Origin of the sequence: Bacillus sp. FSL L8-0358, from assembly GCF_038593095.1 — a bacterium.
GTDB classification, from domain to species: domain Bacteria; phylum Bacillota; class Bacilli; order Bacillales; family Bacillaceae; genus Bacillus; species Bacillus subtilis.
In genome coordinates, this window is record NZ_CP151962.1 from 458,649 (window position 1) to 483,245 (window position 24,597).

At 45.7% G+C, this 24,597-nt stretch carries 23 protein-coding genes, 2 pseudogenes and 1 riboswitch; of the genes and pseudogenes, 17 read left to right on the top strand and 8 right to left on the bottom strand.

Going from position 1 to position 24,597, the window contains the following annotated elements; all coding sequences use genetic code 11:
• The first annotated feature begins 23 nt into the window (after window positions 1–23).
• The 3 genes from NYE49_RS02355 to amj all read left to right on the top strand — a co-directional run bounded on the left by NYE49_RS02355 (window position 24) and on the right by amj (window position 2,390).
• On the top strand, window positions 24–575 hold the full coding sequence (locus NYE49_RS02355) for a GNAT family protein (protein WP_047182111.1): 552 nt from the start codon (window positions 24–26) through the stop codon (window positions 573–575).
• Between the two features lie 77 nt (window positions 576–652).
• Window positions 653–1,075, top strand: coding sequence for a pyridoxamine 5'-phosphate oxidase family protein (locus NYE49_RS02360; RefSeq protein ID WP_003234396.1), 423 nt, complete (start codon window positions 653–655; stop codon window positions 1,073–1,075).
• Window positions 1,076–1,580: 505 nt separating this feature from the next.
• A complete protein-coding gene (gene amj / locus NYE49_RS02365; RefSeq protein ID WP_015715258.1) occupies window positions 1,581–2,390 on the top strand; it encodes a lipid II flippase Amj in 810 nt (269 codons plus the stop codon).
• A gap of 44 nt (window positions 2,391–2,434) precedes the next feature.
• Here the strand turns inward: amj and NYE49_RS02370 are convergent, their stop codons facing one another.
• A complete protein-coding gene (locus NYE49_RS02370; RefSeq protein WP_015252794.1) occupies window positions 2,435–2,725 on the bottom strand; it encodes a DUF3817 domain-containing protein in 291 nt (96 codons plus the stop codon).
• Between the two features lie 184 nt (window positions 2,726–2,909).
• Between NYE49_RS02370 and lrpC the strand changes: the two genes are divergently transcribed.
• From lrpC to NYE49_RS02420, 10 genes and pseudogenes are all read left to right on the top strand, one after another.
• Window positions 2,910–3,344 carry a transcriptional regulator LrpC gene (lrpC, locus tag NYE49_RS02375; RefSeq protein WP_003246585.1) on the top strand — a complete coding sequence of 145 codons (435 nt, stop codon included), beginning with the start codon at window positions 2,910–2,912 and terminating at the stop codon, window positions 3,342–3,344.
• Window positions 3,345–3,408: 64 nt separating this feature from the next.
• Complete coding sequence (locus tag NYE49_RS02380; RefSeq protein WP_047182112.1) at window positions 3,409–5,592, top strand: DNA topoisomerase III; 2,184 nt, start codon at window positions 3,409–3,411, stop codon at window positions 5,590–5,592.
• 202 nt (window positions 5,593–5,794) lie between these two features.
• Complete coding sequence (locus NYE49_RS02385) at window positions 5,795–6,883, top strand: hypothetical protein (protein ID WP_047182113.1); 1,089 nt, start codon at window positions 5,795–5,797, stop codon at window positions 6,881–6,883.
• Complete coding sequence (epsK, locus tag NYE49_RS02390) at window positions 6,864–7,715, top strand: cyclic-di-GMP receptor EpsK (RefSeq protein ID WP_047182114.1); 852 nt, start codon at window positions 6,864–6,866, stop codon at window positions 7,713–7,715. The genes NYE49_RS02385 and epsK overlap by 20 nt, the downstream gene beginning before the upstream one ends.
• A gap of 10 nt (window positions 7,716–7,725) precedes the next feature.
• Window positions 7,726–9,435 (top strand): DUF2334 domain-containing protein, encoded by a 1,710-nt coding sequence (locus tag NYE49_RS02395; protein WP_080344257.1) that lies wholly within the window; start codon window positions 7,726–7,728, stop codon window positions 9,433–9,435.
• Window positions 9,428–10,690: a glycosyltransferase family 2 protein gene (locus NYE49_RS02400; protein WP_047182116.1), complete on the top strand. Its 1,263-nt coding sequence runs from the start codon at window positions 9,428–9,430 to the stop codon at window positions 10,688–10,690. Before NYE49_RS02395 ends, NYE49_RS02400 begins: the two co-directional genes overlap by 8 nt.
• A gap of 5 nt (window positions 10,691–10,695) precedes the next feature.
• Window positions 10,696–12,807: a cellulose biosynthesis cyclic di-GMP-binding regulatory protein BcsB gene (locus NYE49_RS02405; protein ID WP_174616548.1), complete on the top strand. Its 2,112-nt coding sequence runs from the start codon at window positions 10,696–10,698 to the stop codon at window positions 12,805–12,807.
• A gap of 135 nt (window positions 12,808–12,942) precedes the next feature.
• A riboswitch (cyclic di-AMP (ydaO/yuaA leader) is annotated at window positions 12,943–13,086 on the top strand.
• A 192-nt stretch (window positions 13,087–13,278) separates the two neighbouring features.
• Window positions 13,279–15,102 (top strand): potassium transporter KimA, encoded by a 1,824-nt coding sequence (gene kimA, locus NYE49_RS02410; protein WP_003234374.1) that lies wholly within the window; start codon window positions 13,279–13,281, stop codon window positions 15,100–15,102.
• A gap of 58 nt (window positions 15,103–15,160) precedes the next feature.
• Window positions 15,161–15,613, top strand: a pseudogene (gene mutT, locus NYE49_RS02415) (8-oxo-dGTP diphosphatase MutT).
• Between the two features lie 63 nt (window positions 15,614–15,676).
• A complete protein-coding gene (locus tag NYE49_RS02420) occupies window positions 15,677–17,401 on the top strand; it encodes a pyruvate oxidase (RefSeq protein ID WP_047182118.1) in 1,725 nt (574 codons plus the stop codon).
• Window positions 17,402–17,464: 63 nt separating this feature from the next.
• Here the strand turns inward: NYE49_RS02420 and NYE49_RS02425 are convergent, their stop codons facing one another.
• The 5 genes from NYE49_RS02425 to NYE49_RS02445 all read right to left on the bottom strand — a co-directional run bounded on the left by NYE49_RS02425 (window position 17,465) and on the right by NYE49_RS02445 (window position 20,298).
• Entirely contained in the window at window positions 17,465–17,605 is a 141-nt protein-coding gene (locus NYE49_RS02425) for a hypothetical protein (RefSeq protein ID WP_046340207.1), read from the bottom strand.
• Between the two features lie 28 nt (window positions 17,606–17,633).
• Entirely contained in the window at window positions 17,634–17,900 is a 267-nt protein-coding gene (locus NYE49_RS02430; protein ID WP_009966591.1) for a hypothetical protein, read from the bottom strand.
• Window positions 17,901–18,003: 103 nt separating this feature from the next.
• On the bottom strand, window positions 18,004–19,281 hold the full coding sequence (locus tag NYE49_RS02435; protein WP_046340208.1) for an Nramp family divalent metal transporter: 1,278 nt from the start codon (window positions 19,279–19,281) through the stop codon (window positions 18,004–18,006).
• A 229-nt stretch (window positions 19,282–19,510) separates the two neighbouring features.
• Entirely contained in the window at window positions 19,511–19,768 is a 258-nt protein-coding gene (locus tag NYE49_RS02440) for a GlsB/YeaQ/YmgE family stress response membrane protein (protein ID WP_003246519.1), read from the bottom strand.
• 77 nt (window positions 19,769–19,845) lie between these two features.
• On the bottom strand, window positions 19,846–20,298 hold the full coding sequence (locus NYE49_RS02445; protein WP_047182119.1) for a DUF2188 domain-containing protein: 453 nt from the start codon (window positions 20,296–20,298) through the stop codon (window positions 19,846–19,848).
• A gap of 117 nt (window positions 20,299–20,415) precedes the next feature.
• Here NYE49_RS02445 and NYE49_RS02450 point away from each other — a divergent pair, with 117 nt between their 5' ends.
• The 4 genes and pseudogenes from NYE49_RS02450 to NYE49_RS02465 all read left to right on the top strand — a co-directional run bounded on the left by NYE49_RS02450 (window position 20,416) and on the right by NYE49_RS02465 (window position 22,559).
• A complete protein-coding gene (locus NYE49_RS02450; protein WP_047182120.1) occupies window positions 20,416–21,234 on the top strand; it encodes an EcsC family protein in 819 nt (272 codons plus the stop codon).
• Window positions 21,235–21,362: 128 nt separating this feature from the next.
• Window positions 21,363–21,734, top strand: a complete 372-nt coding sequence (gsiB, locus tag NYE49_RS02455) for a glucose starvation-inducible protein GsiB (RefSeq protein ID WP_015382813.1) — start codon at window positions 21,363–21,365, stop codon at window positions 21,732–21,734.
• 131 nt (window positions 21,735–21,865) lie between these two features.
• The gene (locus NYE49_RS02460; protein WP_015482823.1) at window positions 21,866–22,198 is read left to right on the top strand and encodes a cupin domain-containing protein; all 333 of its coding nucleotides are present in this window, start codon (window positions 21,866–21,868) and stop codon (window positions 22,196–22,198) included.
• A 2-nt stretch (window positions 22,199–22,200) separates the two neighbouring features.
• Window positions 22,201–22,559, top strand: a pseudogene (locus NYE49_RS02465) (YdbC family protein).
• 36 nt (window positions 22,560–22,595) lie between these two features.
• On the opposite strand, the gene NYE49_RS02470 reads toward NYE49_RS02465, so the two are convergent.
• Both NYE49_RS02470 and dctB read right to left on the bottom strand, forming a co-directional pair.
• A complete protein-coding gene (locus tag NYE49_RS02470; protein ID WP_015382816.1) occupies window positions 22,596–23,417 on the bottom strand; it encodes a manganese catalase family protein in 822 nt (273 codons plus the stop codon).
• Between the two features lie 84 nt (window positions 23,418–23,501).
• Entirely contained in the window at window positions 23,502–24,554 is a 1,053-nt protein-coding gene (gene dctB / locus NYE49_RS02475) for a C4-dicarboxylate TRAP transporter substrate-binding protein DctB (RefSeq protein WP_047182121.1), read from the bottom strand.
• Window positions 24,555–24,597: the final 43 nt, after the last annotated feature.

Consider the following 24,597-nt stretch of genomic DNA (forward strand, 5'->3'; position numbering starts at 1 on the left):
AAAAAAGGAAAGAGGGCGAGGCAATGTTCACTTGCAAGGTAAATGAGCACATCACCATCCGATTATTGGAGCCGAATGATGCGGAGCGGCTTGCCGAACTCATTATCCAAAATCAGCAGCGGCTCAGCCAGTGGCTGTTTTTTGCGGAAAATCCAAGCAGCGCTGAAACGTATAGAGAAACACTCATTCCAGATTGGCGGCGGCAATATGCCGACCTGAATGGCATCGAAGCGGGGCTCCTTTATGACGGCAGCCTATGCGGCATGATCGGGCTGCATAACCTTGATCAAGTGAATCAAAAGGCGGAAATCGGATATTGGATTGCCAAAGAATTTGAAGGTCAAGGCATTATTACAGCTGCCTGCCGAAAACTCGTTACGTATGCTTTTGAAGAGCTTGGGCTGAATCGTGTGGCAATCTGTGCGGCAGTCGGAAACAAAAAAAGCAGAGCGATTCCGGAGCGGCTCGGGTTTCTAGAGGAAGGAAGGGCACGGGATGGCTTATACGTAAACGGCAGGCATCACGACCTCGTCTACTACAGTCTGTTAAAGCGTGAATGGGAAGGCGAAAAATAAAGAGCACACTTTCTTGTTTAAATCTTCCCCGGATGTGGAAAAGTAACAGCGGAGACGTTAAAAAGGAGTGATTCGAGATGAATCAGCAAGACATTAAACAAAAAGTGCTTGATGTTCTAGATCACCATAAAGTAGGTTCGCTCGCAACAGTTCAAAAGGGCAAACCGCATTCCCGCTACATGACTTTTTTCCATGACGGGCTGACGATTTACACACCGACAAGCAAGGAAACTCATAAAGCAGAAGAAATTGAGAACAACCCCAATGTCCACATTTTATTAGGCTATGATTGTGAAGGTTTTGGCGACGCATATGTCGAGGTTGCCGGAAAAGCCAAAATCAACAATTCGGCAGAACTCAAGGACAAAATATGGAGTTCCAAATTAGAGCGCTGGTTTGACGGCAAGGATGATCCGAATCTGGTGATTCTTGAAATTGAACCGGAGGATATCAGATTAATGAATGCCGGGGAGAAAACACCGGTCTCACTCGAACTATAAAAAATTTGTGTTTTCAGGGGCAATATGTTATTATGAATAGCTAGTAAGAAAAATAAGCAAATAAAAAAGAAAGTAAACTTCTTTTTTCTGTTTTGAGAGAGAAGCTTACCGCTTCCCAAGCAGCATAACCAGCTGCCCTTATTCTTTTCCTTCATAACAAATCGCCCCTAACGATGAGATGGAAAAAAGACTTTTTTGTTTTACAATTCACACCGGCGCGGCTTCGGAGCCGCAGTGACGATTGAGAGGTAGGGCTTTCGTTGTCTTGTGTTCAAGAAATTTCCATGGTGTTTACTTTCCAGAATGATTCTTCGGAACAATGCTTTTATGAATCTAACCCGCCTGACTTGGCGGATGATATAATCTTTATTTGCGTATAGAAAAGAATAAGACAAACCGCCCGGCGTACGCCGGACGGTTTTTTATTGCAAAAAACACATCGTACTGAAACCTCCTTGTCTTCTTTCTAGTCTTATCTCTAGGATGAAATTGGAGGAAAAATAACGTGCATGTCATTACAACACAAGTACTTTTTATTTTTTGTTTTTTATTGCTGATTCACTCGATAGAAACCTTAGCCTATGCCACAAGGCTTTCCGGGGCCCGCGTTGGATTTATTGCGTCCGCGCTTTCTCTGTTTAATGTCATGGTCATCGTATCCAGAATGTCGAACATGGTGCAGCAGCCCTTTACCGGGCATTTAATTGATGATGCTGGAAAAAACGCACTGGCGATTGTAGGGGAGCAGTTCCGCTTTTTAATTTTCGGATCGACAGTCGGCACCATTTTGGGCATTATCCTGCTCCCGTCTTTTGTCGCTCTTTTTTCACGGGCGATTATTCACTTGGCGGGCGGCGGCGGCTCCGTTTTTCAAGTTTTCCGAAAGGGATTCTCGAAACAAGGATTCAAAAATGCCCTTTCCTATTTGCGTCTGCCGTCTATTTCATATGTAAAAGGATTTCATATGCGCTTGATTCCGAAGCGTTTGTTTGTCATCAACATGCTGATTACATCGATTTATACAATTGGCGTGCTTTCGGCTTTATACGCAGGCCTTCTGGCGCCGGAGCGCAGTACGACAGCCGTCATGGCTTCGGGTTTGATCAACGGAATTGCGACGATGCTGCTGGCCATTTTTGTTGATCCTAAAGTATCCGTTCTAGCTGATGATGTGGCAAAAGGAAAACGAAGCTATCTCTATTTAAAATGGACCTCTGTCACAATGGTCACATCAAGGGTGGCGGGCACACTCCTCGCCCAGCTCATGTTTATTCCAGGGGCCTACTATATCGCTTGGCTGACAAAGTGGTTTTAATAAAAAAGGCTGGATCATAAAAATCCAGCCTTTTTTGCGTTCCCTTATTTATATTTCCTTAATCCGCGGTCGTACAAAAAATTTCCGAATGGGACGAAAGCGGCGACGAAGCCGGCAGCTGACCATTTCAGCGGCCATTTGACAGAGAAGGTTGCATAAGCCAAGACAAGCAAATACAAAATGAACAACCCGCCGTGAACCGAACCGACAATTGTCACCGCAAGCGGAAGGCCTGCCCAATATTTAAGCGGCATAGCGATGAACAACAGGATTAAGAGTGACATTCCTTCAATAAAACCCATCGTGCGAAGTCTTCCGATCGGCGTGTGCAGCATAAATCGCCCTCCTTGTGGACACGTTTTCATTTTATACTATAAACAATCCGGAGGGGCATATGACAGCTTCCAAAAAATGTTCGGAAAACATTCATTTTTACATGCCTTTTCTAGGGAACTGTACTTGTCATTTACAAAAATACCCGAGATAATGTGTACAAAATCAAAAAAGAAGGATGTTGAAATGAAACTTGACCAGATTGATCTGAATATCATTGAGGAGCTGAAGAAGGACAGCCGTTTGTCGATGAGGGAATTAGGCAGAAAAATTAAACTGTCGCCTCCATCTGTAACAGAACGGGTAAGACAGCTTGAATCGTTTGGCATCATCAAGCAATACACGCTGGAGGTCGACCAGAAAAAACTTGGGCTTCCTGTTTCCTGCATTGTGGAAGCAACCGTTAAAAACGCGGATTATGAGCGGTTCAAAAGCTATATTCAAACATTGCCGAATATTGAATTTTGCTACCGGATTGCGGGTGCAGCCTGCTATATGCTGAAAATCAATGCCGAAAGCCTCGAAGCGGTAGAAGATTTCATTAACAAAACATCGCCCTACGCGCAAACCGTCACTCACGTCATTTTCTCAGAAATTGACACGAAAAACGGGCGCGGTTAGAGAGTGCCGCGTGAAGTCTGTTATAATAACAGGATGAGCGCGAAAGAAAGAGAAGTGATCAAGCATGTCAAAAACAGTTGTATTAGCTGAAAAACCTTCAGTCGGCCGGGATTTAGCCCGGGTGCTGAAGTGCCATAAAAAAGGAAACGGTTATCTCGAAGGCGATCAATATATTGTGACCTGGGCTTTAGGCCATTTGGTGACGCTTGCTGATCCGGAAGGCTACGGAAAAGAATTTCAATCATGGCGCCTAGAGGATCTGCCGATTATCCCAGAACCCTTGAAGCTTGTGGTGATAAAAAAAACCGGAAAGCAGTTCAATGCAGTCAAATCCCAGCTTACCCGTAAAGACGTCAATCAGATTGTCATCGCGACTGACGCAGGCCGGGAAGGTGAGCTTGTTGCGCGCTGGATCATTGAGAAAGCGAATGTCCGAAAACCAATCAAGCGGCTGTGGATTTCATCTGTGACGGATAAAGCGATCAAGGAAGGTTTTCAGAAGCTGCGCAGCGGCAAAGAATATGAAAACCTGTACCATTCTGCCGTTGCCAGAGCGGAAGCGGATTGGATTGTGGGGATCAATGCCACCCGTGCACTTACCACAAAATTCAATGCCCAGCTCTCATGCGGGCGTGTGCAGACTCCGACGCTTGCCATGATTGCAAAGCGCGAGGCAGACATTCAAGCGTTTACGCCCGTTCCGTATTACGGCATCCGTGCTGCAGTCGACGGCATGACGCTGACGTGGCAGGATAAGAAATCAAAGCAGACGAGAACGTTCAATCAAGATGTAACAAGCCGTTTGCTAAAAAATCTCCAAGGAAAGCAAGCGGTCGTAGCTGAGCTGAAAAAAACAGCGAAAAAAAGCTTTGCGCCTGCGCTTTATGATTTAACGGAGCTGCAGCGTGACGCCCACAAGCGCTTCGGTTTTTCTGCTAAAGAAACGCTTTCTGTACTGCAGAAGCTATATGAGCAGCATAAGCTCGTCACATATCCGCGGACGGACTCTAGATTTTTATCCAGTGACATCGTCCCGACGTTAAAAGACCGTCTGGAAGGCATGGAAGTAAAACCGTATGCCCAATATGTCAGCCAAATTAAAAAACGCGGCATTAAATCTCATAAAGGATATGTCAATGACGCGAAGGTGTCAGACCACCACGCGATTATCCCGACCGAAGAGCCGCTCGTTCTCAGCAGTCTGAGTGATAAAGAACGAAAGCTGTATGACCTGATTGCGAAACGTTTCCTGGCTGTATTAATGCCTGCATTCGAATATGAGGAAACAAAGGTCATCGCAGAAATCGGCGGAGAAACCTTTACGGCGAAAGGCAAAACCGTGCAGTCGCAAGGGTGGAAAGCCGTTTATGATATGGCGGATGAGGATGATGAGCAGGAGGATGACAGAGATCAGACACTTCCTGCGCTTCAAAAAGGCGACACACTTGCCGTCCGCACGTTAACGGAAACAAGCGGCCAAACGAAGCCGCCTTCCCGCTTTAATGAAGGGACCTTGCTGTCAGCGATGGAAAACCCAAGCGCATTTATGCAGGGAGAAGAAAAAGGCCTCGTCAAAACGCTTGGAGAAACAGGCGGCCTCGGCACGGTGGCAACGCGTGCCGACATTATTGAAAAACTGTTCAACAGCTTTTTAATCGAGAAAAAAAACCAAGATATTTTTATCACTTCTAAAGGAAAACAGCTCCTGCAGCTTGTTCCGGAGGATCTGAAATCACCGGCCTTAACAGCAGAATGGGAGCAAAAGCTGTCTGCGATTGCGGCCGGCAAATTGAAATCGGCTGTTTTTATTAAAGATATGAAGGCTTACGCTCACCAAACGGTAAAAGAAATCAAAAACAGCAGCCAAACCTTCCGACATGACAACATCACGGGAACGGCATGTCCGGAATGCGGCAAAATGATGCTGAAAGTAAACGGCAAACGCGGGACGATGCTCGTGTGCCAAGATCGTGAATGCGGAAGCAGAAAAACGATTGCACGAAAAACAAACGCACGCTGCCCGAATTGCCATAAAAGAATGGAGCTTCGCGGCCAAGGCGAGGGCCAAACCTTTGCGTGTGTGTGCGGTCACCGTGAGAAGCTCTCTGTATTTGAAAAACGAAAAAACAAAGACAAAGCGCGTGCTACCAAACGGGACGTATCCTCTTATATGAAAAAACAAAATAAAGATGAGCCGATTAACAACGCGCTGGCAGAACAGCTGAAAAAACTCGGTTTGGATAAATAATAAAAAAACCTGTGCCTATCGCACAGGTTTTTCTATTGGACTTAGGTCCTGTTTTCTTAATGTTCAAAAAGGGGAAAAAAAGCTAGCAATCTGCATTTTTTTCTTTTATAGTAAATGTACTTTGTAACATGGCAGTCATATTTTCGTCTATAACTATTTGTGAGCGTCTGATTTGCTTCAGGCGACAAAGGGGGATTTGCCTGTGAGGCATGTACTAATTGCTGTCATCTTATTCTTCTTATCTATCGGACTTTCCGCAGGGTGTGCTGAAGCTGGAAACAAGATCCAAAATCAGTCGGCGACAGAAGTGAATGCCAGCCCGCTCCAGCCGGCGGAATATTTCATCTATCACAATTTAATGAATGACAAAGGGCTGATCAAAACCGATTTTTCAGACCAGCCTTCTTACTTGTCGGAATCTCTCGGACTGTGGATGGAGTTTCTGCTCAGCAAAAATGACGCACCGCATTTCCAGGATCAATATCAGCATCTGACTGATTCATTTCTGATGAGCAATCACTTGGTGACGTGGAAGATTCAAAATGGCCAAGCGAGCGGGACGAATGCGCTGATAGATGATATGAGAATTATGCTGTCTCTTGACCAAGCCGCCGCAAAATGGGGCCGCAGCGACTACGCGCAAACGGCTAGGGATATCGGCACGTCTTTGAAGACATACAATATGAACAACGGGTTTTTTACAGACTTTTACGACTCACAGGCCGCTTCAAAGGATGTGACAATTTCATACGTCATGCCTGATGCCTTAGCTGTCTTAAAGAAGAATGGAATCATAGACGAAGAAACAGAACAGCGGAATGCCAATGTTCTCTATTCAGCTCCTTTAAAAAATGGCTTTCTGCCGAAGACATACAGCTCGGAGACGAAGGAATACACATATGATAGTGAAATCAACCTGATTGATCAGCTTTATGCTGCTTGGCATTTGCCGGAAGGGGATGAAAAAGCATCTGTTTTAGCGGACTGGATCAAGCAGGAATTTCAGAAAAACGGAAAGCTGTACGGGCGGTATTCGGCAGATACCAAGGAGCCTGCCGTCCAATATGAGTCTCCATCCGTATATGCATTAGCCGCATTGTTTTTGACAAAACAGCATGAAAACAGTTATGTCATCAAAGCCATATATGACAGAATGAATGACTTTGAAATTCATGATCCGGTGAAATCGTATTATGGAGGCTATATGAGCGGCACTCAGACGCATTCATTTGACAATCTGCTGCCGCTGTTAGCCGAAAGGAAGCTTTTTAATGAAAATATCATTCAGTGAATCACAAAAATTATTTGCTTATTTTTCAGGGCTCATCGCGGCCCTGTCTTTGTTTATTTATTATGTGCCAGCCCAGCAATCAGAAGGTGCTCTGATCCTTTGCATCACATTTGTCGTCATCGCCGCAGGCATCTGGTTCGGCCCGATTTATGCACTGGCAGTGACCTTAATCGTACTCTTTGTTCTCGGCACCTTAATGATGTTTTTCCAGACTGGACAGACATCGCTTTTTCTGGCTGAGGAAGGGCTGCGAATGCTTGTCGTGTGGGGAATCGCGCTTTTGCTGTTTTCTTTTATTTCTGGAAGAATCCACGATATTACAGCAGAGCTTCGACTCTCAATGACACGGCTTCAATCCGAAATTAAAAGCTTTGTTGCTGTTGACAGAGTGACCGGTTTTGATAACAAGCAAAGGATGAAGCTGGAGCTTTCAGAAGAAATCAAGCGGGCGGAGCGCTACGGCAATTCTTTTGTGTTTTTGCTGCTCCATGTGCATTATTTCAAAGAGTTTAAGTCTTTGTACGGTGAAAAAGAAACGGACCGCCTCTTCCAATATGTCAGTCAGCAAATCAGGACAAGTGTTCGGGAAACGGATAAGAAATTCCGTCCCTCTGACGAGCGTATCGGGATCGTGCTGACGCACACGTCTGCTGAACATATGCCGGCAGTTCTGACTAAGCTGAAGAAACAATTGGATACATATCAGCTGGAGAATGGAAAGTATGTGTCGCTTACGTTCCACGTTTGCTTTTTGCCTTACCGCAACGATATCAGAACAGCTGAACAATTTTTAGAAGAACTGGAAAACGAGATGATGATGAATGAACTATAAAGGAATCACACTGCTATGCGTCATGATGCTTCTATTTTCAGCTATTGCGTCTTTTCCCGTTTCTGCGCAAGCGAAAGATCAAGATGCCGGCATTCTCATCATCTATTCAACCTTGGATGGCAAAGAGTCGTCACAAGTCAAAATGCTCGATTTGCTTGCGGGCCACTTTACATCCCATGTGACAGTCAAAAAAGATTCAGACGTTGAAGCGTCGGATTTCAAAGGGAAAGACCATGTGATTTATTACGGCCAAACGAAAAGAAAGCTCAGCAAAAAACTGCTGTCTCTTATCAGCGGCGTAAAAAAACCGGTTGTCGCCATTGGCTATAACGCAGGCCAAATCAGCCAATTTTCCGGGCTTTCATTAGCCCGCAAAGAAAATGTGTTTCAGGTTCACAGCAGGTCGGAAAAGGCCGATGTGTCTCTGGAAAGCGGGCTTAACGTGCTGAGTGTATCAGGCCTGAAAGGAACGGCGCTTTACACCTTCAAAGCCGATGACGGCACAACGCATTCTTTTATATGGAAAACAAAAAAAGGGAATGTGTACATTGGATTAACAAATTTGTTAAATGACAATTTAATCGTGGCGAAACAGCTCAGAGGAGCTTTCGGAGAGAAGGCGGGGACGACGTTATTGTATTTGCGTCTCGAGGATATCAGCCCGATGTCTGATGAAAAATTGCTGCTTCAAGCCGGTACATACCTGCATAAGCGGCATATTCCTTTTATCCTGGCGGTCATTCCGGTTTACTTGAATCCGGAAACAGGCGACAAAGTGTATTTGTCTGATCAACCGAAGATGGTCAAGGTGCTGAAAAAGCTGCAAAGCATGGGCGGCAGTATCATTGTTCACGGCTATACTCACGCTTATCGCTACAGTGAAACGGGAGAGGGCTTTGAATTTTGGGATGCAAAGGCGGATCAGCCGATTACATCCGGAAATGCCGAAGACCCCCCGTCCGTTTTGGAGAAAGAACAGGACTTCCCGAACGAACAAGCCTATCACAGCTATCTCGAACCATTTCGGGAAAAGGAAGAAACGTATACAAAACAAAAACTGACGCGTGCCATTGAGGATTTGACATCATCGGGTCTTTACCCGCTGGCGTTTGAAGCGCCGCATTACACGATGTCCGATTATGGCTATCAAATCGCCTCGCAGTATTTTACAAGCATTTTCGGCCAGGTCCAGCTCAGCAGCACAACATGGAAAACATCCGGTGCACCTCCGTTTGTGACTGCTCCTTCGATATTGCACGGAATGACGCTTTATCCGGAAACGATCGGTTTTGTCGACACATCAAAGCAAAACCCGCTCGGTGAGATGGAGGAGCACATCTCCCAGATGATTGATTTTGAAGGCGGAGTAGCCGGTGGATTTTATCACCCGTACCTTGGGATGAAATATCTGCCGGAGCTGGTTGATCAGATGGAACGCATTCCAGACAGTGAATGGCTTGATTTAAAGAAAACGAAACAAACCGTCAAAACAGACAAAGTGGAAATTCATACAAGCGGTGACGGAACGATTCAGGTGAAAAACGGCGTAAGCGCCATTGACGAGTTTTTCGATCATCACCGGCAAACCCCTCTTGAAAAGGCGTTATGGATTCTCTCCGCTGTTGTGCTCTTATTTGTCATCATGTTTGTCAGTTATACGTTTTACTTGAGAGCCACATTGAAAAAACGAATTTTTAAGGAGAGAAGAAGCCTTGGGTAATACGCTGTTCTTTATTTCGCTAAGTTTAATATGGGTGATGCTTCTCTACCACATGTTCCTCATGCAGGGCGGGTTTCGCCACTATATGACCTTCGAACGGAATATCTCGAAGTGGAGAGAAAACATGAAGGAATTGCCGAAGGTCAGCGTTCTCATCCCGGCGCATAACGAAGAGGTTGTGATTCGGCAGACGCTGAAGGCGATGGTCAACCTTTATTATCCGAAGGACCGGCTGGAGATTATCGTCGTTAATGATAATTCATCAGACCGGACGGGTGATATCGTCAATGAATTTTCCGAGAAATACGATTTCATCAAAATGGTGATTACGAAGCCGCCAAATGCAGGAAAAGGAAAATCCTCTGCACTTAACTCGGGTTTTGCCGAATCGAACGGCGATGTGATCTGTGTGTATGACGCCGACAACACGCCTGAGAAAATGGCCGTGTATTACCTCGTGCTCGGCCTGATGAATGACGAAAAGGCAGGCGCCGTGGTAGGAAAATTCCGCGTCATCAATGCAGCAAAGACGCTGCTGACAAGGTTTATTAATATCGAAACGATCTGTTTTCAGTGGATGGCCCAGGGAGGCAGATGGAAGTGGTTCAAAATCGCCACGATCCCAGGCACCAACTTCGCGATCCGCAGAAGCATTATCGAAAAGCTCGGAGGCTGGGATGACAAAGCGCTCGCTGAGGATACTGAGCTGACCATCCGGGTGTATAATCTCGGCTACCACATCCGCTTTTTCCCTGCCGCCATCACGTGGGAGCAGGAACCGGAAACATGGAAGGTATGGTGGCGCCAGCGCACCCGATGGGCGCGCGGCAATCAATATGTCGTGCTCAAATTTTTGGCGCAGTTTTTTAAGCTGAAACGAAAACGGATTATCTTTGATTTGTTTTATTTTTTCTTTACGTACTTCCTGTTTTTCTTTGGCGTGATCATGTCAAATGCGATTTTTGTAGTGAATTTGTTTTATGATCTGCATTTGTCTGTTGGATTTTTGGCAATGATTCTCTGGATTTTGGCGTTTTTCTTATTTATGACAGAGGTCATGATTACGTTGAGCATTGAAAAAACAGAAATGAACAAGCAAAACTTTTTTATCGTATTTCTCATGTACTTCACATACTCGCAGGCATGGATTGTGCTTGTTATCTACTCTTTATTCGTAGAAATCAAGCACCGTTTATTCAAGCAAGAGGTCAAATGGTACAAGACAGAACGATACAATCAACATAAAAGCGGGTGACCTTTTTGAAACAAATAATGATTTTTCTCACAAGCTTCATGCTGCTGGTGATGACTGGACAAACGGCTCTTGCCAAAGACGTACAGGTCAGCGGTTCGCTCCTCGGGAAAAGCAGCCAAGAACAAGCCAAACAGCAGGTGCTGACAAGCGAGCTGATTACACTGTATGGATCAAAAGACAGCGCAGAGCTGACGTATCAGATCCCGGCAGGCGCCTCTTCGGGCAATCAGCAATTGGTAATCGAATACGAGGCATCAAATCTTTTAATTTCTCCATCATCGTTAACGGCTGTCATTGATGATGAACCGGTCAAGACGTTAAAGCTTGATGGTGATTCCAAACGGAAAACAGTGAAGCTGAATCTGAATAAAAGCCAGTCTGCGCAAGGCTATCACAACGTATCGCTGAAATTCTACGGCGTAATGAAAGAGGGCGTGTGCGTCAGACAGGATACATCAGGCAACTGGATCAAAATTTATCCGGACAGCCGGCTGACACTTGCTGACAGCAGTGAAGCGAAGGGAACGTCGCTGGACCATTATCCGTATCCTTTCGCCCAATCTGGAAATACAGCGGAAGAAACAGCCATCGTCATTCCGGATGACCCAAGTTCGGCAGAAATAGAAGCTGCTGTTAAAACAGAAGGCTATTTGAAAACGGTGGACAGCAGTGTCAGTATTGCGTATGTCACGGAATCTGAACTGAAAAAAATCGATAAGCCGACGATTGTTATCGGTGTGGACAAGCATTGGAACGGCAAAGTGAAAAAACTGTTGAAACAAGCCGGGCTACAGGCAAAAGGAGAAAACCTTCTGCTTGCGGAGCGGGTGCTGAAAGCAGAGGGCAAACAGCAGCCGGTTCTGTTTGCGCAAGCGGCGTCCGAGGACGCGCTCACTAAAAAAATCAGCGTGATGACAGATCAGACATATACAGGCCAACTCAGCGGCGATACACTTTCAATCAGCAAGCTTCAGCAGACTGAAAAAAAAGAAAGCGATAAGCTGACCCTTGAGAATTTTGGAGCGGGCGATATCACAATTGGAGCCGACAAAACATCTTCAGCACATTATTTTTATCCGGCTTCGGCTGTTTTAGATGAAAACCAATCGGCGAAGCTGTCGCTTAAACTGAAAAAGTCTGAAACGATTCAAGCCTCAACGGCTGAAAACGAGTCAGCCTCTCAGGCCGCAGAACTGAAAGTGATGATCAACGGCCAGCCGCACTCGGTCCGACTTGATGAATTAGGAAAAGAAGATAAAAACGGATTCTATCATGTCACAGTGAAAGTGGACCCTAAGCTGCTGCAAAAAAACCGCTACATTGATATTCAGTTCGTCACGACCGGTTTAAAGGAAAACAACCCTTGCAACACCACTGATGAAGAAAAGTGGGTTTTTATCGATAAAAACAGTACATTATCATACGCCATCAAAGGCATGTCTCCGTCAGCGGATTTTCAAGAGTGGCCGCTGCCTTACGCCGGAAACCAGGATCAAACAACGTTAATCGTGCTTCCTGACACCGTAAGCCAATCGAAGCTAGAGGAGCTTTCTCTCGTAACGGAATCCTTTGGCAGCGAAGCACAGCATTCATATACGGTAAAGAAATCATCTGACGTTACAGCAAAGGATGCGAAAGGACGAAACCTCATTTTCATAGGGGGGATCAATCAATTTTCTCTTCTGAAGGAGAAATCATCAGATCTGCTTGTGCCGCAGGAAAAGAACGGCTCGTTTGATGTATCTGGTTTCGAGATGCTGAATGAGACGACAAAACAAGTGGTATTTACCCAAGCATCGGTTTGGGATTCACGCTATACAATGGCTGTCTTTGCACCGTCAAAAGGAGATGGCACGGCTGTCACAAAAGAGATCATCAGTTATCTGAACAGCAACGATGAGTCGGCAACCGTCCTTAATGAAACAAATAGCCAGCAGGTGTTTACAAACCACCAGCAGCTCAAATCGGAAACAAACAGTTCCGACGCAGAACAATCAACACAGGATCATAGCCAGAAATGGATGTATATTGGTGTGCTGGCACTCATTATGGTGATTGCGGCAGTATTCATTTGGATTGCTGTAAGACGCAGAAAAAGAAAGACAGATACAGAATAAAACAGAGGCGATTTTAGCCTCTGTTTTTTTATTTTTGGTAAGTAAATTCCATTTGTGGAACCTGTCATTTTATTTTTTTCTCTCAGCCAATAAGCCTCTTTACAACGTGCGGGAACGGGAGTATGATCTCTTTTAGAAAACAAATCGCTTAATCTGAAATCAGAGCGGGGGACCCAATAGAACGGCTTTTTGCCGTTGGGGTGAATCCTTTTTAGGTAGGGCTAACTCTCATATGCCCGAATCCGTCAGCTAACCTCGTAAGCGTTCGTGAGAGGAGATGAATGAAACCTGTGTTCGATGTTATGGCACAGGGGCATCCGTTTGCCTCTGTGTTTTTTGTTGTTCATTTTTGAATGCAAATCGCATACAGAGACATCATAGCAGAAAGGACTATCATCAACATGTGAGAGCAAGACACTGATGTTTTATTGTTTTAATTGAAAAATGAGAAATTAAAAGGGGAAGACATCGATGTATCATTCAATCAAACGTTTTTTGATTGGGAAACCACTAAAATCCCAAGCAGCTGGAGAGCAAAAACTGACGAAATTAAAAGCCTTGGCTATGCTTTCCTCAGATGCGCTGTCATCTGTCGCATATGGGACAGAACAAATTCTAATCATTTTGGCAACAATCAGTGCTGCCGCATTTTGGTACTCCATTCCGATTGCGGTTGGCGTTCTCATCTTGCTGCTCGCACTGATTCTTTCATACAGGCAAATTATTTACGCTTATCCGCAGGGCGGCGGGGCGTATGTCGTTTCTAAAGAAAATCTCGGTGAAAAACCGGGATTGATTGCGGGCGGTTCATTGCTTGTTGATTATATTTTAACAGTAGCGGTAAGTATTTCCGCAGGCACGGACGCCATCACGTCAGCCTTTCCTGCATTGCATGATTATCATGTGCCGATCGCTATTTTTCTCGTGTTAGTGATTATGATTTTGAACCTGCGCGGGCTTTCGGAATCGGCATCCATACTTGCCTACCCGGTTTATCTGTTTGTGGTGGCGCTTTTGGTTCTCATTGCAGTCGGGTTGTTTAAACTCATGACAGGACAAATAGACCAGCCAGCCCATCATACACCGCTCGGCACACCTGTAGCCGGCATTACGCTGTTTTTGCTGCTTAAGGCTTTTTCCTCCGGCTGCTCAGCATTGACCGGGGTTGAGGCCATTTCTAATGCGATTCCTGCATTCAAAAACCCGCCTGCGCGAAACGCGGCAAGAACGCTTGCGATGATGGGGATTTTGCTGGCGATTCTGTTTTCCGGCATCACGGTGCTCGCGTACGGGTATGGTACGGCGCCGAAGCCTGATGAAACAGTGGTTTCACAAATTGCGTCCGAAACCTTCGGGCGGAATGTGTTCTACTATGTCATCCAAGGTGTCACATCGCTTATTTTGGTTCTTGCGGCAAATACGGGATTTTCAGCCTTCCCGCAGCTTGCCTTCAACCTGGCGAGAGACCAGTATATGCCGCGAATGTTTACAGTCAGGGGCGACCGCTTAGGCTTCTCAAATGGGATTATCTTTTTAGGCTTTGCCTCCATTGTTCTCATTATCTTATTCGGAGGACAGACGGAGCACTTAATCCCGTTATATGCTGTGGGCGTATTTATTCCATTTACGCTTTCACAAACCGGCATGTGCATGAAATGGATCAAGCAAAAACCAAAAGGCTGGATCGGAAAAATGCTGATCAACTCCTGTGGCGCTCTGATCTCATTTATGGTTCTATCCATTCTGTTTGTGACGAAGTTTAATGTCGTATGGCCTGTGTTAATCTTTATGCCTATCGTCGTTTTGCTGTTTTTTGCGATTAAAAATCACTATACAGCGGTTGGCGAACAGCTTCGCATCGTAGACAAAGAGCCGGAAGAAATCAAAGGCACCGTTGTGATTGTGCCTGTGGCTGGTGTCACCACCGTCGTGCAAAAATCGATTCACTATGCGAAATCACTGTCCGATCAGGTGATCGCCGTTCACGTGTCATTTGACAGAGAACAGGAAAAGAAATTCGAAAAACGCTGGGAAGAGCTTAATAACGGCGTGCGTCTCGTGACGCTTCACTCCTCGTACAGAAGCCTTGTCCATCCGTTTGATAAGTTTTTGGAAACAGTTGAGGCAAAAGCGAAGAAGGAGCAGTTTTCCGTTATGGTGCTATTTCCGCAATTTATAACGAAAAAACGCTGGCACACCATCCTTCACAACCAATCGGCCTTCCTCCTCAGAGTCCGGCTGTTCTGGAAAAAGGACATAATGGTTGCCACACTGCCGTATCACTTTAAAAAGTAAAGCTCTAGGACCAAGGGAATTACCTTGGTCCTTTTTTGTTGGAATGGGAGGTATGGCGGTGTATACACAAGGTGCTTTTGTGATCGTACTGAACGAAAGTCAGCAAATTCTGCTGGTGAAACGAAAAGATGTCCCTCTATGAGATTTGCCGGGCGGCAGGGTTGACCCCGGGGAATCGGCTGAGGAAGCGGCAGTGCGGGAGGTATTGGAAGAAACGGGATACAATGCAGCGCTTTCTGCGAAAATAGGTGTTTACCTAAGGCCAAAGTTTCAAGATGAACAGCATGTGTTTTTCGGAAGCATAACAGGCGGACAAGCAATGGCTAACGGCACAGAGACAGCGGGATTAAAGTGGGTTTCTCCGGGGCGTTTGCCGCTTTTTATGGTGCCGAACCGAAAAAGGCAGATCAATGATTTCAAAAACGGCGCTCAAGATGTAAATGTCACCGTCAAGGATATAGGGTTGCTCGCGGCGATCGACCTGTTGAAAAGAAGACTGGGCAAGCGATAAAGGTCTCCGGGTTTTAAAGCCTTTCTCCTGTGGTATTGAAAAAAGGAAAAAGGAGGATACGTTATGACACACAAAACTGCAGGACAAGTAATGACAGAGCTGCTTGAGCAATGGGGAGTTGATCATGTATACGGCATCCCCGGAGACAGTATAAATGAGTTTATTGAAGAATTAAGACACGAAAGAAATCAACTGAAGTTCATTCAAACCCGCCACGAAGAGGTAGCGGCACTGGCAGCCGCGGCTGAAGCAAAACTCACCGGCAAGATCGGAGTCTGTCTGTCAATCGCAGGGCCGGGAGCGGTGCACTTATTAAATGGTTTATATGATGCAAAAGCGGACGGCGCCCCTGTGCTGGCGATTGCAGGACAGGTTTCTTCTGGCGAAGTCGGACGGGACTATTTCCAGGAGATTAAGCTGGAGCAAATGTTTGAGGACGTGGCTGTGTTCAACAGAGAGGTACATAGCGCAGAATCACTTCCGGATCTCTTAAATCAGGCGATCAGGACCGCCTACAGCAAAAAAGGCGTTGCGGTATTGAGCGTGTCAGATGATTTGTTTGCGGAGAAAATCAAACGGGAGCCCGTGTATACTTCACCAGTGTATATTGAAGGGAACCTTGAACCGAAAAAAGAACAGCTCGTCACCTGCGCCCAATATATTAATAACGCTAAGAAGCCGATTATCCTGGCAGGGCAGGGAATGAAAAAGGCGAAACGGGAGCTCTTAGAATTTGCGGACAAAGCCGCCGCTCCGATCGTTGTTACACTCCCGGCAAAGGGTGTTGTTCCCGATAAGCATCCGCATTTTCTCGGCAACCTCGGGCAGATCGGAACAAAGCCGGCTTATGAGGCAATGGAGGAATGTGATTTATTAATCATGCTTGGAACGTCCTTCCCGTACCGTGATTATTTGCCTGATGACACGCCGGCGATACAGCTCGATTCAGATCCGGCAAAAATCGGAAAACGGTATCCGGTGACAGCGGGCCTTGTCTGCGATTCGGCTCTCGGCCTGCGCGAATTGACAGAGTATATTGAACGCAAGGAAGATAGAAGATTCCTGAATGCCTGCACAGAACATATGCAGCATTGGTGGAACGAAATTGAAAAAGATGAGACAGAGGCAACAACACCGCTTAAACCTCAGCAGGTCGTGGCACGTCTTCAGGAAGCGGCAGCCGATGATGCGGTGCTCTCTGTAGATGTCGGCACTGTGACAGTCTGGATGGCGCGTCATTTCAAAATGAACGCGAACCAGGATTTCATCGTTTCCAGCTGGCTTGCGACAATGGGTTTCGGCCTGCCGGGAGCGATCGCAGCAAGCTTGTCCGAACCGGAACGCCAGGCGATCGCCGTCTGCGGTGACGGGGGATTTTCCATGGTCATGCAGGACCTCCCGACCGCCGTCAAATATAAGCTCCCGATCACAGTCGTTATTTTAAACAACGAAAATCTCGGCATGATTGAGTACGAGCAGCAGGTCAAAGGCAATATCGACTATGTCACAAAACTTCAAAATGTCGACTATGCCGCATTTGCAGAAAGCTGCGGAGCAAAGGGCATCAAAGTGACCAAAGCGGAAGAGCTTGCGCCGGCTTTCCATGAGGCGCTGCACTCTGACCAACCTGTCGTTGTGGATGTCATGATTGGAAACGAACCGCCGCTGCCTGGCAAAATCACCTACGGGCAGGCGAAAGGCTTTAGCAAGTACATGCTGAAAAACTTCTTCGAAAACCAAAAATTTGAAATGCCGTCACTGAAGAAAAGTTTGAAACGGTTATTTTAAAAAAACAGAAAACAGAGGCCCCAAAAGGCCTCTGTTTTTTGTTGGAAACAAACGTATTTTCAGCTATAACATGTTTGAATTCATAAAATGATCGGTGTATGTATTAGGAACTGATTTGGCCATACTCAATACAGACAAAAGGACAAATGCATCTTGTTTCAAAGTAATGAGATGCATTTGTCCTTGTATGTTTATTCTTATCAAATCTTACAGAACTCTTCTCATAATAGGGTTATTTCTCTTTTTTCTTCAGCCCGAAGAAGAAAGGAAAAGCAGAACCGACCAAGAAGGTGCCGAATAAAAACATGCCGCCGATAAACACGTGGAAATTTGTGTGTCCGGCCGTAAACGCCGTGATTAGGGAAATGATACTGAGCACGATCATGGCAATGCCGGGCGCGACTCTCATTTTTCCCTTGGATTTATGGGCAGCAACAGAACATAAAATGCCGATAACAATAGGAACAATCCACAAATAAAACAGAATAAATACTGACATCATCAAAACTCCGATTTTTCTTTTATCATAACAAATTTCTGTCAAAAAGGGTATCAATGAGCTTTTGCGAAAAAATAAAAACCGGCTTTAGAAGCCGGTTTTTTTATCGAAACGTATCTACAATTAAAAACACATTCAAAGCGACGATCAATACCGCAATCAGCCAAGACACCACTGTGACCCATTTGGCGTTGATTAGAGATCCCATGATCCGTTTATTGCTTGTAAACATAATAAGCGGAATGAGGGCAAAGGCGATCCCGAAGGACAGCACGACTTGGCTCAGTACGAGAGCGGTCGTCGGATTAACGCCTGACGCGATGATCAAGATCGGCGGAATGATCGTGATAAAACGCCGTACATACAGCGGAATTCGGTAGTTGATAAATCCTTGCATAATCACGTCCCCTGAAAGTGTGCCGACAGACGAACTGGATAGACCGGCAACGAGCAGCCCGATCCCGAATAAAGCCGCAGACATAGGGCTGACTAGATGTCCGAATTGCTGAAATGCGACGTCGAGATCCTCAACAAACAGGCCGTTTTTGAAGAATAATGCGGCAGCCACAATCAGCATACTTGCATTAATAGCCCCTGCAATCAGCATCGCTATTAAAATATCAATAAATTCAAACCTAAAGATTTTTTTTCGTTCTGCATCAGTTTTGCCAATCACCCGCCGCTGTGTAAGGGCAGAGTGTAAATAAATGGCGTGCGGCATAACAGTTGCGCCAAGAATACCCGCTGCAAGAAGCACACTGTCAGTGCCATGAAACGCCGGGACAAAAAGGCCCTTCATCACTGACACGGCATCAGGCTTTGCGAAAAAGGTCTGCAGCGCAAAGGCGATCACGACCACAAACAGCATACCGGCAATACCGGCTTCAAGTGAGCGATAACCGCGGCGCTGAAGCTCCAATATCGCGAAAGAACCGATCGCAGCTATAATAGACGCTTCAAGCATCGGAATGCCGAACAGCAAATACAGTCCCAGAGCCGCTCCGATAAATTCCGCCAGATCAGTTGCGATAATGACCAGCTCGCCCTGAATCCATAATCCGATCGAAACAGGCTTCGGGAATTCTTCACGGGCAACCTCAGGCAGATTTTTGCCTGTCGCAATACCGAGTTTGGCGGATAGGGATTGAATTAAAAGCGCCATGATATTAGAAAATAAGATCACCCATAAGAGCATATATCCGTATTTAGAACCCGCCGAAATATTCGTTGCGAAGTTGCCGGGATCAATATAGGCAATGGCTGCTATAAATGCAGGGCCGAGAAAAGGGAGCAGCCCTCTGAATCCTCTGATTTTCCCGTCAAGCGCATCTTGGACGGCTTTGGAACGGGGAGATTGTGCTGTGATGTCCTTGTTCATCATGTCTCACCTGAATTCTGTTTGTTTTTGCCGTACAACAAAGAGTTTCCTTAAGGCAAATTATTTTATCTACATCATATGACCATCCCGGTTTCTTGTCAACCGAAAATGTTCAAAATACACTTCTGAATTTTTCCCTGTTATGTAACATGATATGTAGGGATTCGGGATAAGGTCCCATATAAAAAGACATCGTTTCAGTTCGAAACGATGCCTTCTGTATCTAATGAGTCTAGGCTTCCTTCCGCAGCCCGCGGAATATAAGGCCCAGCAAGAATACGAAGATGGCTGCCCCGATGATGGCCGGGAAAATAGCAAAGCCGGCGAGGCTCGGTCCCCATGTGCCAAGAAGTCCGTGCCCAATCCAAGCGCCGATCAGCCCGGCAATCATAGAGCCGAAAATTCCTCCCGGCAGCCGGTTTCCTACAATGGCGCTCCCAATTAATCCGATAACAATAGCAACAACTAATGAAACCAAAAAGCTAAGCATCATGATCACCTCTCATAAATGATTTACCAATCAATAACCGCTCCTGATCATTTCGAAACACTTAAAAGCATATTCCTTTATGATCCTGTTTTAATCTTTCTCTGCACACTGCCGTCAGCTAAATGAACAATGACCTCAGTGCCTTTATGCGTCGCGATTTCCTTTGCCCGTTCAATCGCTTCTTTCTTTGTATCCTTGATTTCAGACACACGTTTGGCGCCCTCGGCTTTGACTGCCCAGCCTTTTTTATGCTTAATAACATGCTCTGGTTTATTCATGAGCTCGGGGCCGCTGCCGCTGCTTGGATCAGCATCGCGTTCTGTCTCATCATCATGCGTCAGGAAATCATCAATTTCATCTGTAGAGGCGTTTTCCGCCCATTCCTTCGCTTTGCTTGTCGCAATTGGAATCGCGCGCCCTTCCCCATAGCCTTCATCAATCATCGCATTCGCAATGTCTATCGCCTTTTTTCTCACCGGCTTCTCAAGATTTTTTAATGAAGCAGGATAATCCTTCATCGACCAAGGCATGTCCATCACTCCTTTTCCTTTTATAAAAATGGTACCCGCAGGTGAAAAATAAAAACGCATCCGAAAAAATGAAGGTATACTATATAGTAGAAAAAACGGAAGGGAAGTGCGGGTTGGGTGACAACGGAACGAAAAGAAGACTTACATCAGCAATTAAAAGAGATAGAGAAATGGGAAAAAGATCAGCAAAAAATCTGGTTTTGGGAAAAGCTCAGCCGTCTCCCGTTTCAGCTGCTGGACAAGCTGACACCGGAATTCATCCAGAAAAAGATCGGCAAGCTCTTGGATGAGGTCGGCAGCTTTGTTCAAACAGGCGGACAGTACCTGACATCTGAAAAACAGATTATCAGGATGTTTCAAAAGAAACTGCCGGAGGAGATCTTTGAATCACTGGAGGACATCCGGAAAGCGCCTCTTCCTGTCATGGATGAAATTGCGGAAGGAATGGGCAAAAACAGAACCAACGCAGCAACCGTTCAAGGCGCGACAACCGGTGTGGGCGGCGTGTTTACGCTGGCGGCAGACATTCCGGCAGTGCTTGGCTTATCACTAAAAACATTACAGGATATCGCAGTCGCATACGGCTATGATCCAAAGGAGAAAAAAGAACGCGTCTTCATTGTGAAATGTCTGCAGCTGACGTCGGCTGATGTTGTCGGCAAAAGAACGATTTTGCAGGAATTAAAACACTACGATCAAGACCGTACATATAAGAATGTCGCTTCTCAAATCCAAGGCTGGCGAGAAGTCGTTTTGGGCTATCGAGACACGTTTGGCTGGAAAAAACTTTTCCAGATGGTGCCGGTTGCCGGAATGGTTTTTGGCGCCGCTGCCAATCGCTCAACATTAAACGACATTACCGAGACAGGCATGATGCTGTACAAAAAGAGGCGCATTCTTGAACGACTGAAAGAAACAGAACGAGAGATGGAATAGCAGAAAGCAGACGGACACCGCGATCCGCCTGCTTTTTTTAGTGGAAACATACCCAATGTGTTTTGTTTGTTTAAAAGAATTGTGAGCGGGAATACAACAACCAACACCAATTAAAGGAGGAATTCAAAATGGCAGACGATAACAAAATGAGCAGAGAAGAAGCAGGTAGAAAAGGCGGAGAAACAACAAGCAAGAACCATGACAAAGAATTCTATCAAGAGATTGGGAAAAAAGGCGGAGAAGCCACAAGCAAAAACCATGACAAAGAATTCTATCAAGAAATCGGTGAAAAAGGCGGAGAAGCCACTAGCGAAAATCATGACAAAGAGTTCTATCAAGAAATCGGCGAAAAAGGCGGAGAAGCCACTAGCGAAAACCATGACAAAGAATTCTATCAAGATATCGGCCGTAAAGGCGGAGAGGCTACAAGCAAAAATCATGATAAAGAATTCTACCAAGAAATTGGCTCAAAAGGCGGAAACGCCCGCAACAACGACTAATCAAAAGCATAAAGGCAGACAACCTGTAAATAAAAAAGCGATCCGGCACATCAGCTGGATCGCTTTTTTTTGGAATCTTCTCAATTTATGCCACTATTGCGATACAATAAGTGAAAAAGGGGTTTTCGCTAATGTCCAAGATGCAAAACTTGCTCGCCATCGCAAATGAAGTCAAAGAAAAGCACGCCAATTTTTCAATCTCAGAGGTCAACGACCATTGTGTGCGCCTTGCGGTGTTTACGGGAGAATATGACTGGCACCATCACCCTGACTCAGACGAATTGTTTATTGTTCTTGAAGGTGAGCTGCTGATCGATTTTAAAGACAAAGAAACCGCGGTGCTCAAAGCAAATGACAGCCTGCTGATCCCGAAAGGCACGGTTCACCGCACACGCTCTTACGTCAGGACGGTAAATCTCTGTGTGGAGCATAAACAAGCCGAAACCGTCATCATAGAGGAGTAGCCATGCTGATCAAAAGGATTGTATGTGAAGTAGACGCTGCAAACGCTGAAGCATTTGCAAAAGCGCAGTCACAATGGGGGGCGTTATCGCATATAAGCGGCTTCATCAAACAGGCCGGCGGCTGGCGAAAAACGATAGACGAGCCGCTCACTGCAGAAATCATCAGTGTATGGGAAAACAGAGAAGCCTACGATCATTTTATGGAGAACGAACATGACAGCATATACGAGGAAACGATCAGAAGGCTGTAATTCTTTCGATAGAGGTGACGGTATACGAAGAGGATAAACCGTTCGTTCACGATCTGTTACATAACCCTGATATCCGGTACGAACCAGACTGGACGGTTCTGAAGGCATAATCAAAGCCCAAAACATCATGTTTTGGGCTTGTCTCTTTACTCGCGTCCCGGAAGTGTATTATGAACAAAAGGCGGTGCTGGTTTTAACTCCGGTTTTTCTCCAAACGTTTTTGCTTCTTTCACATATTCAAAGGCTTCTCCGTCCGGCGCTTTTTCATTCAGCCAGTTTTGTTTGGCGCTTTCTTCGCCTTCAGAGAAATTGATAAGCTGATGTGAGAACTCTTGTTTTTCGAGCGCTTTCGGGAATGTACCCGGCACAACCGGACCTTCCTGTGCTTCTAATTCTTTAATGGCGGCGAGCCATTGATTTTGGTGCATCGTGTCACGCGCCAGCAGGAAGCTGAGCATATCTTTGACGCCTTTGTCATCCGTCATTTCAAACAGGCGTGCGACCTGCAGACGGCCCTGAGATTCCGCATTCAGGTTGGCGCGGAAGTCTGCCAGCAGGTTTCCGCTTGCTACGATATAACCGCCGCTCCAAGGTACGCCTGTACTACTTTCCGGCATGGCGCCAAGTCCTGATACAATCGCATGGTGAGGGTTCATGCCGCCCAGGATGGAGCCGATGACCGGATCTTCAGCAGCTTTTTCCTGCTGATCAAGAGGGGCATCCTCAAGAAGCCTGGCAATCATCGTTGCGATCATTTCAACATGCCCGAGCTCCTCAGTTGCCGTATCCATCAGCAAGTCCTTGTATTTTTCATTTCCTCTTGTGTTCCAGCCTTGAAATAAGTACTGCATGGCAACTGAAATTTCTCCGAATTGCCCGCCTAAAATTTCTTGCATTTTTTTAGCGAATAATGGATCTGGACGATCTGGTTTAGCAGGATGCTGCAGCATTTTTGTGTGCTTAAACATGTACCCATCTCCTTTTTCGATTATCTCTTTTTATATTTCCTCTCGATAGAAAGATAAACGAAAAACAGCGTATCGAGATGGGAACTATGAATCTTTTCGCAGCTCCAACAGTTCCCGGATCAGATCCCGGCCAAAGATGGGCTCATACTGCCGGTAAACAGGGTCAAGACGCTTCATCCATTCTTGTTTCTCTTTATCTGACAGCTCATAAATACGTATAGCAGAATTCTTTTTGATTTCTTCCAGCTGCTCCTTGTTCATTTGTTCGGCATACGTTTCATTCCACTCCGTCGTCTCCTTCATCGCTTCAGTCAAAATGCGTCTTGTTTCTGGTGTTTGCGCCTTCCAGAAGTGTTCATCAGTCATGACAGCGTAGCCGAGGTAACCGTGGCTGCTTATTGTCAAATAGTCCTGAACATTATAAAATTTTTTAGAATAGATGTTTGAAATTGTATTTTCTTCGCCATCGACTACATTGTTTTCTAACAGCTGAAAGGTAGAATTGAAGGATTCCTGATGAGGTGTTGCGCCAAGCAGCTTGAACTGATCCTCAATTACATCGCTTTGCATAATGCGCAGATCCTGCCCTTTTAAATCATCAGGTGTTTTGACCGGCCCTTGATTTGTTGTGATTTGCTTAAAGCCGTTCGTCCAATAGGCCAGTCCTTTTAATTGGTTTTTCTTTAGAGAATCAAACAGCTGTGTGCCGATGCTTCCGTTCAGCCCTTTTTTGACGGCGTTGTAATCTGTAAATGCATACGGCAGATCCAGCACTCCCCATTCAGGCGAGAGCATGCCGAGCTTCGATGTGGAGGGGGCGATAAATTGAACATCGCCGTTTTGCAATGCTTCAATTTCTTCAATGTCCGAGTACAGGCTTCCATTCGGAAATACTTCTATTTTTATTTTTCCGCCTGATTTTTCGTTCACCAGATCAGCGAATTTATTGGCGGCCAGCCCTTTTGGCGTATTTTCAGCAACCACGTGGCTGAATTTAAACACGATTTGATCTTGCAGGCCTTCCTGGTCGTCATCATAAACAATCTCTTTATTGCCGGTATGATCATGGAATCCGATAAATAAAGCGGTTGCAATTCCAGCGATCATCAGTGTGAGACATGCAAGCAAACTCTTCATGAAAAGCCCTCCCCTATGTTAAGGATAATGGGGGCAATCACAT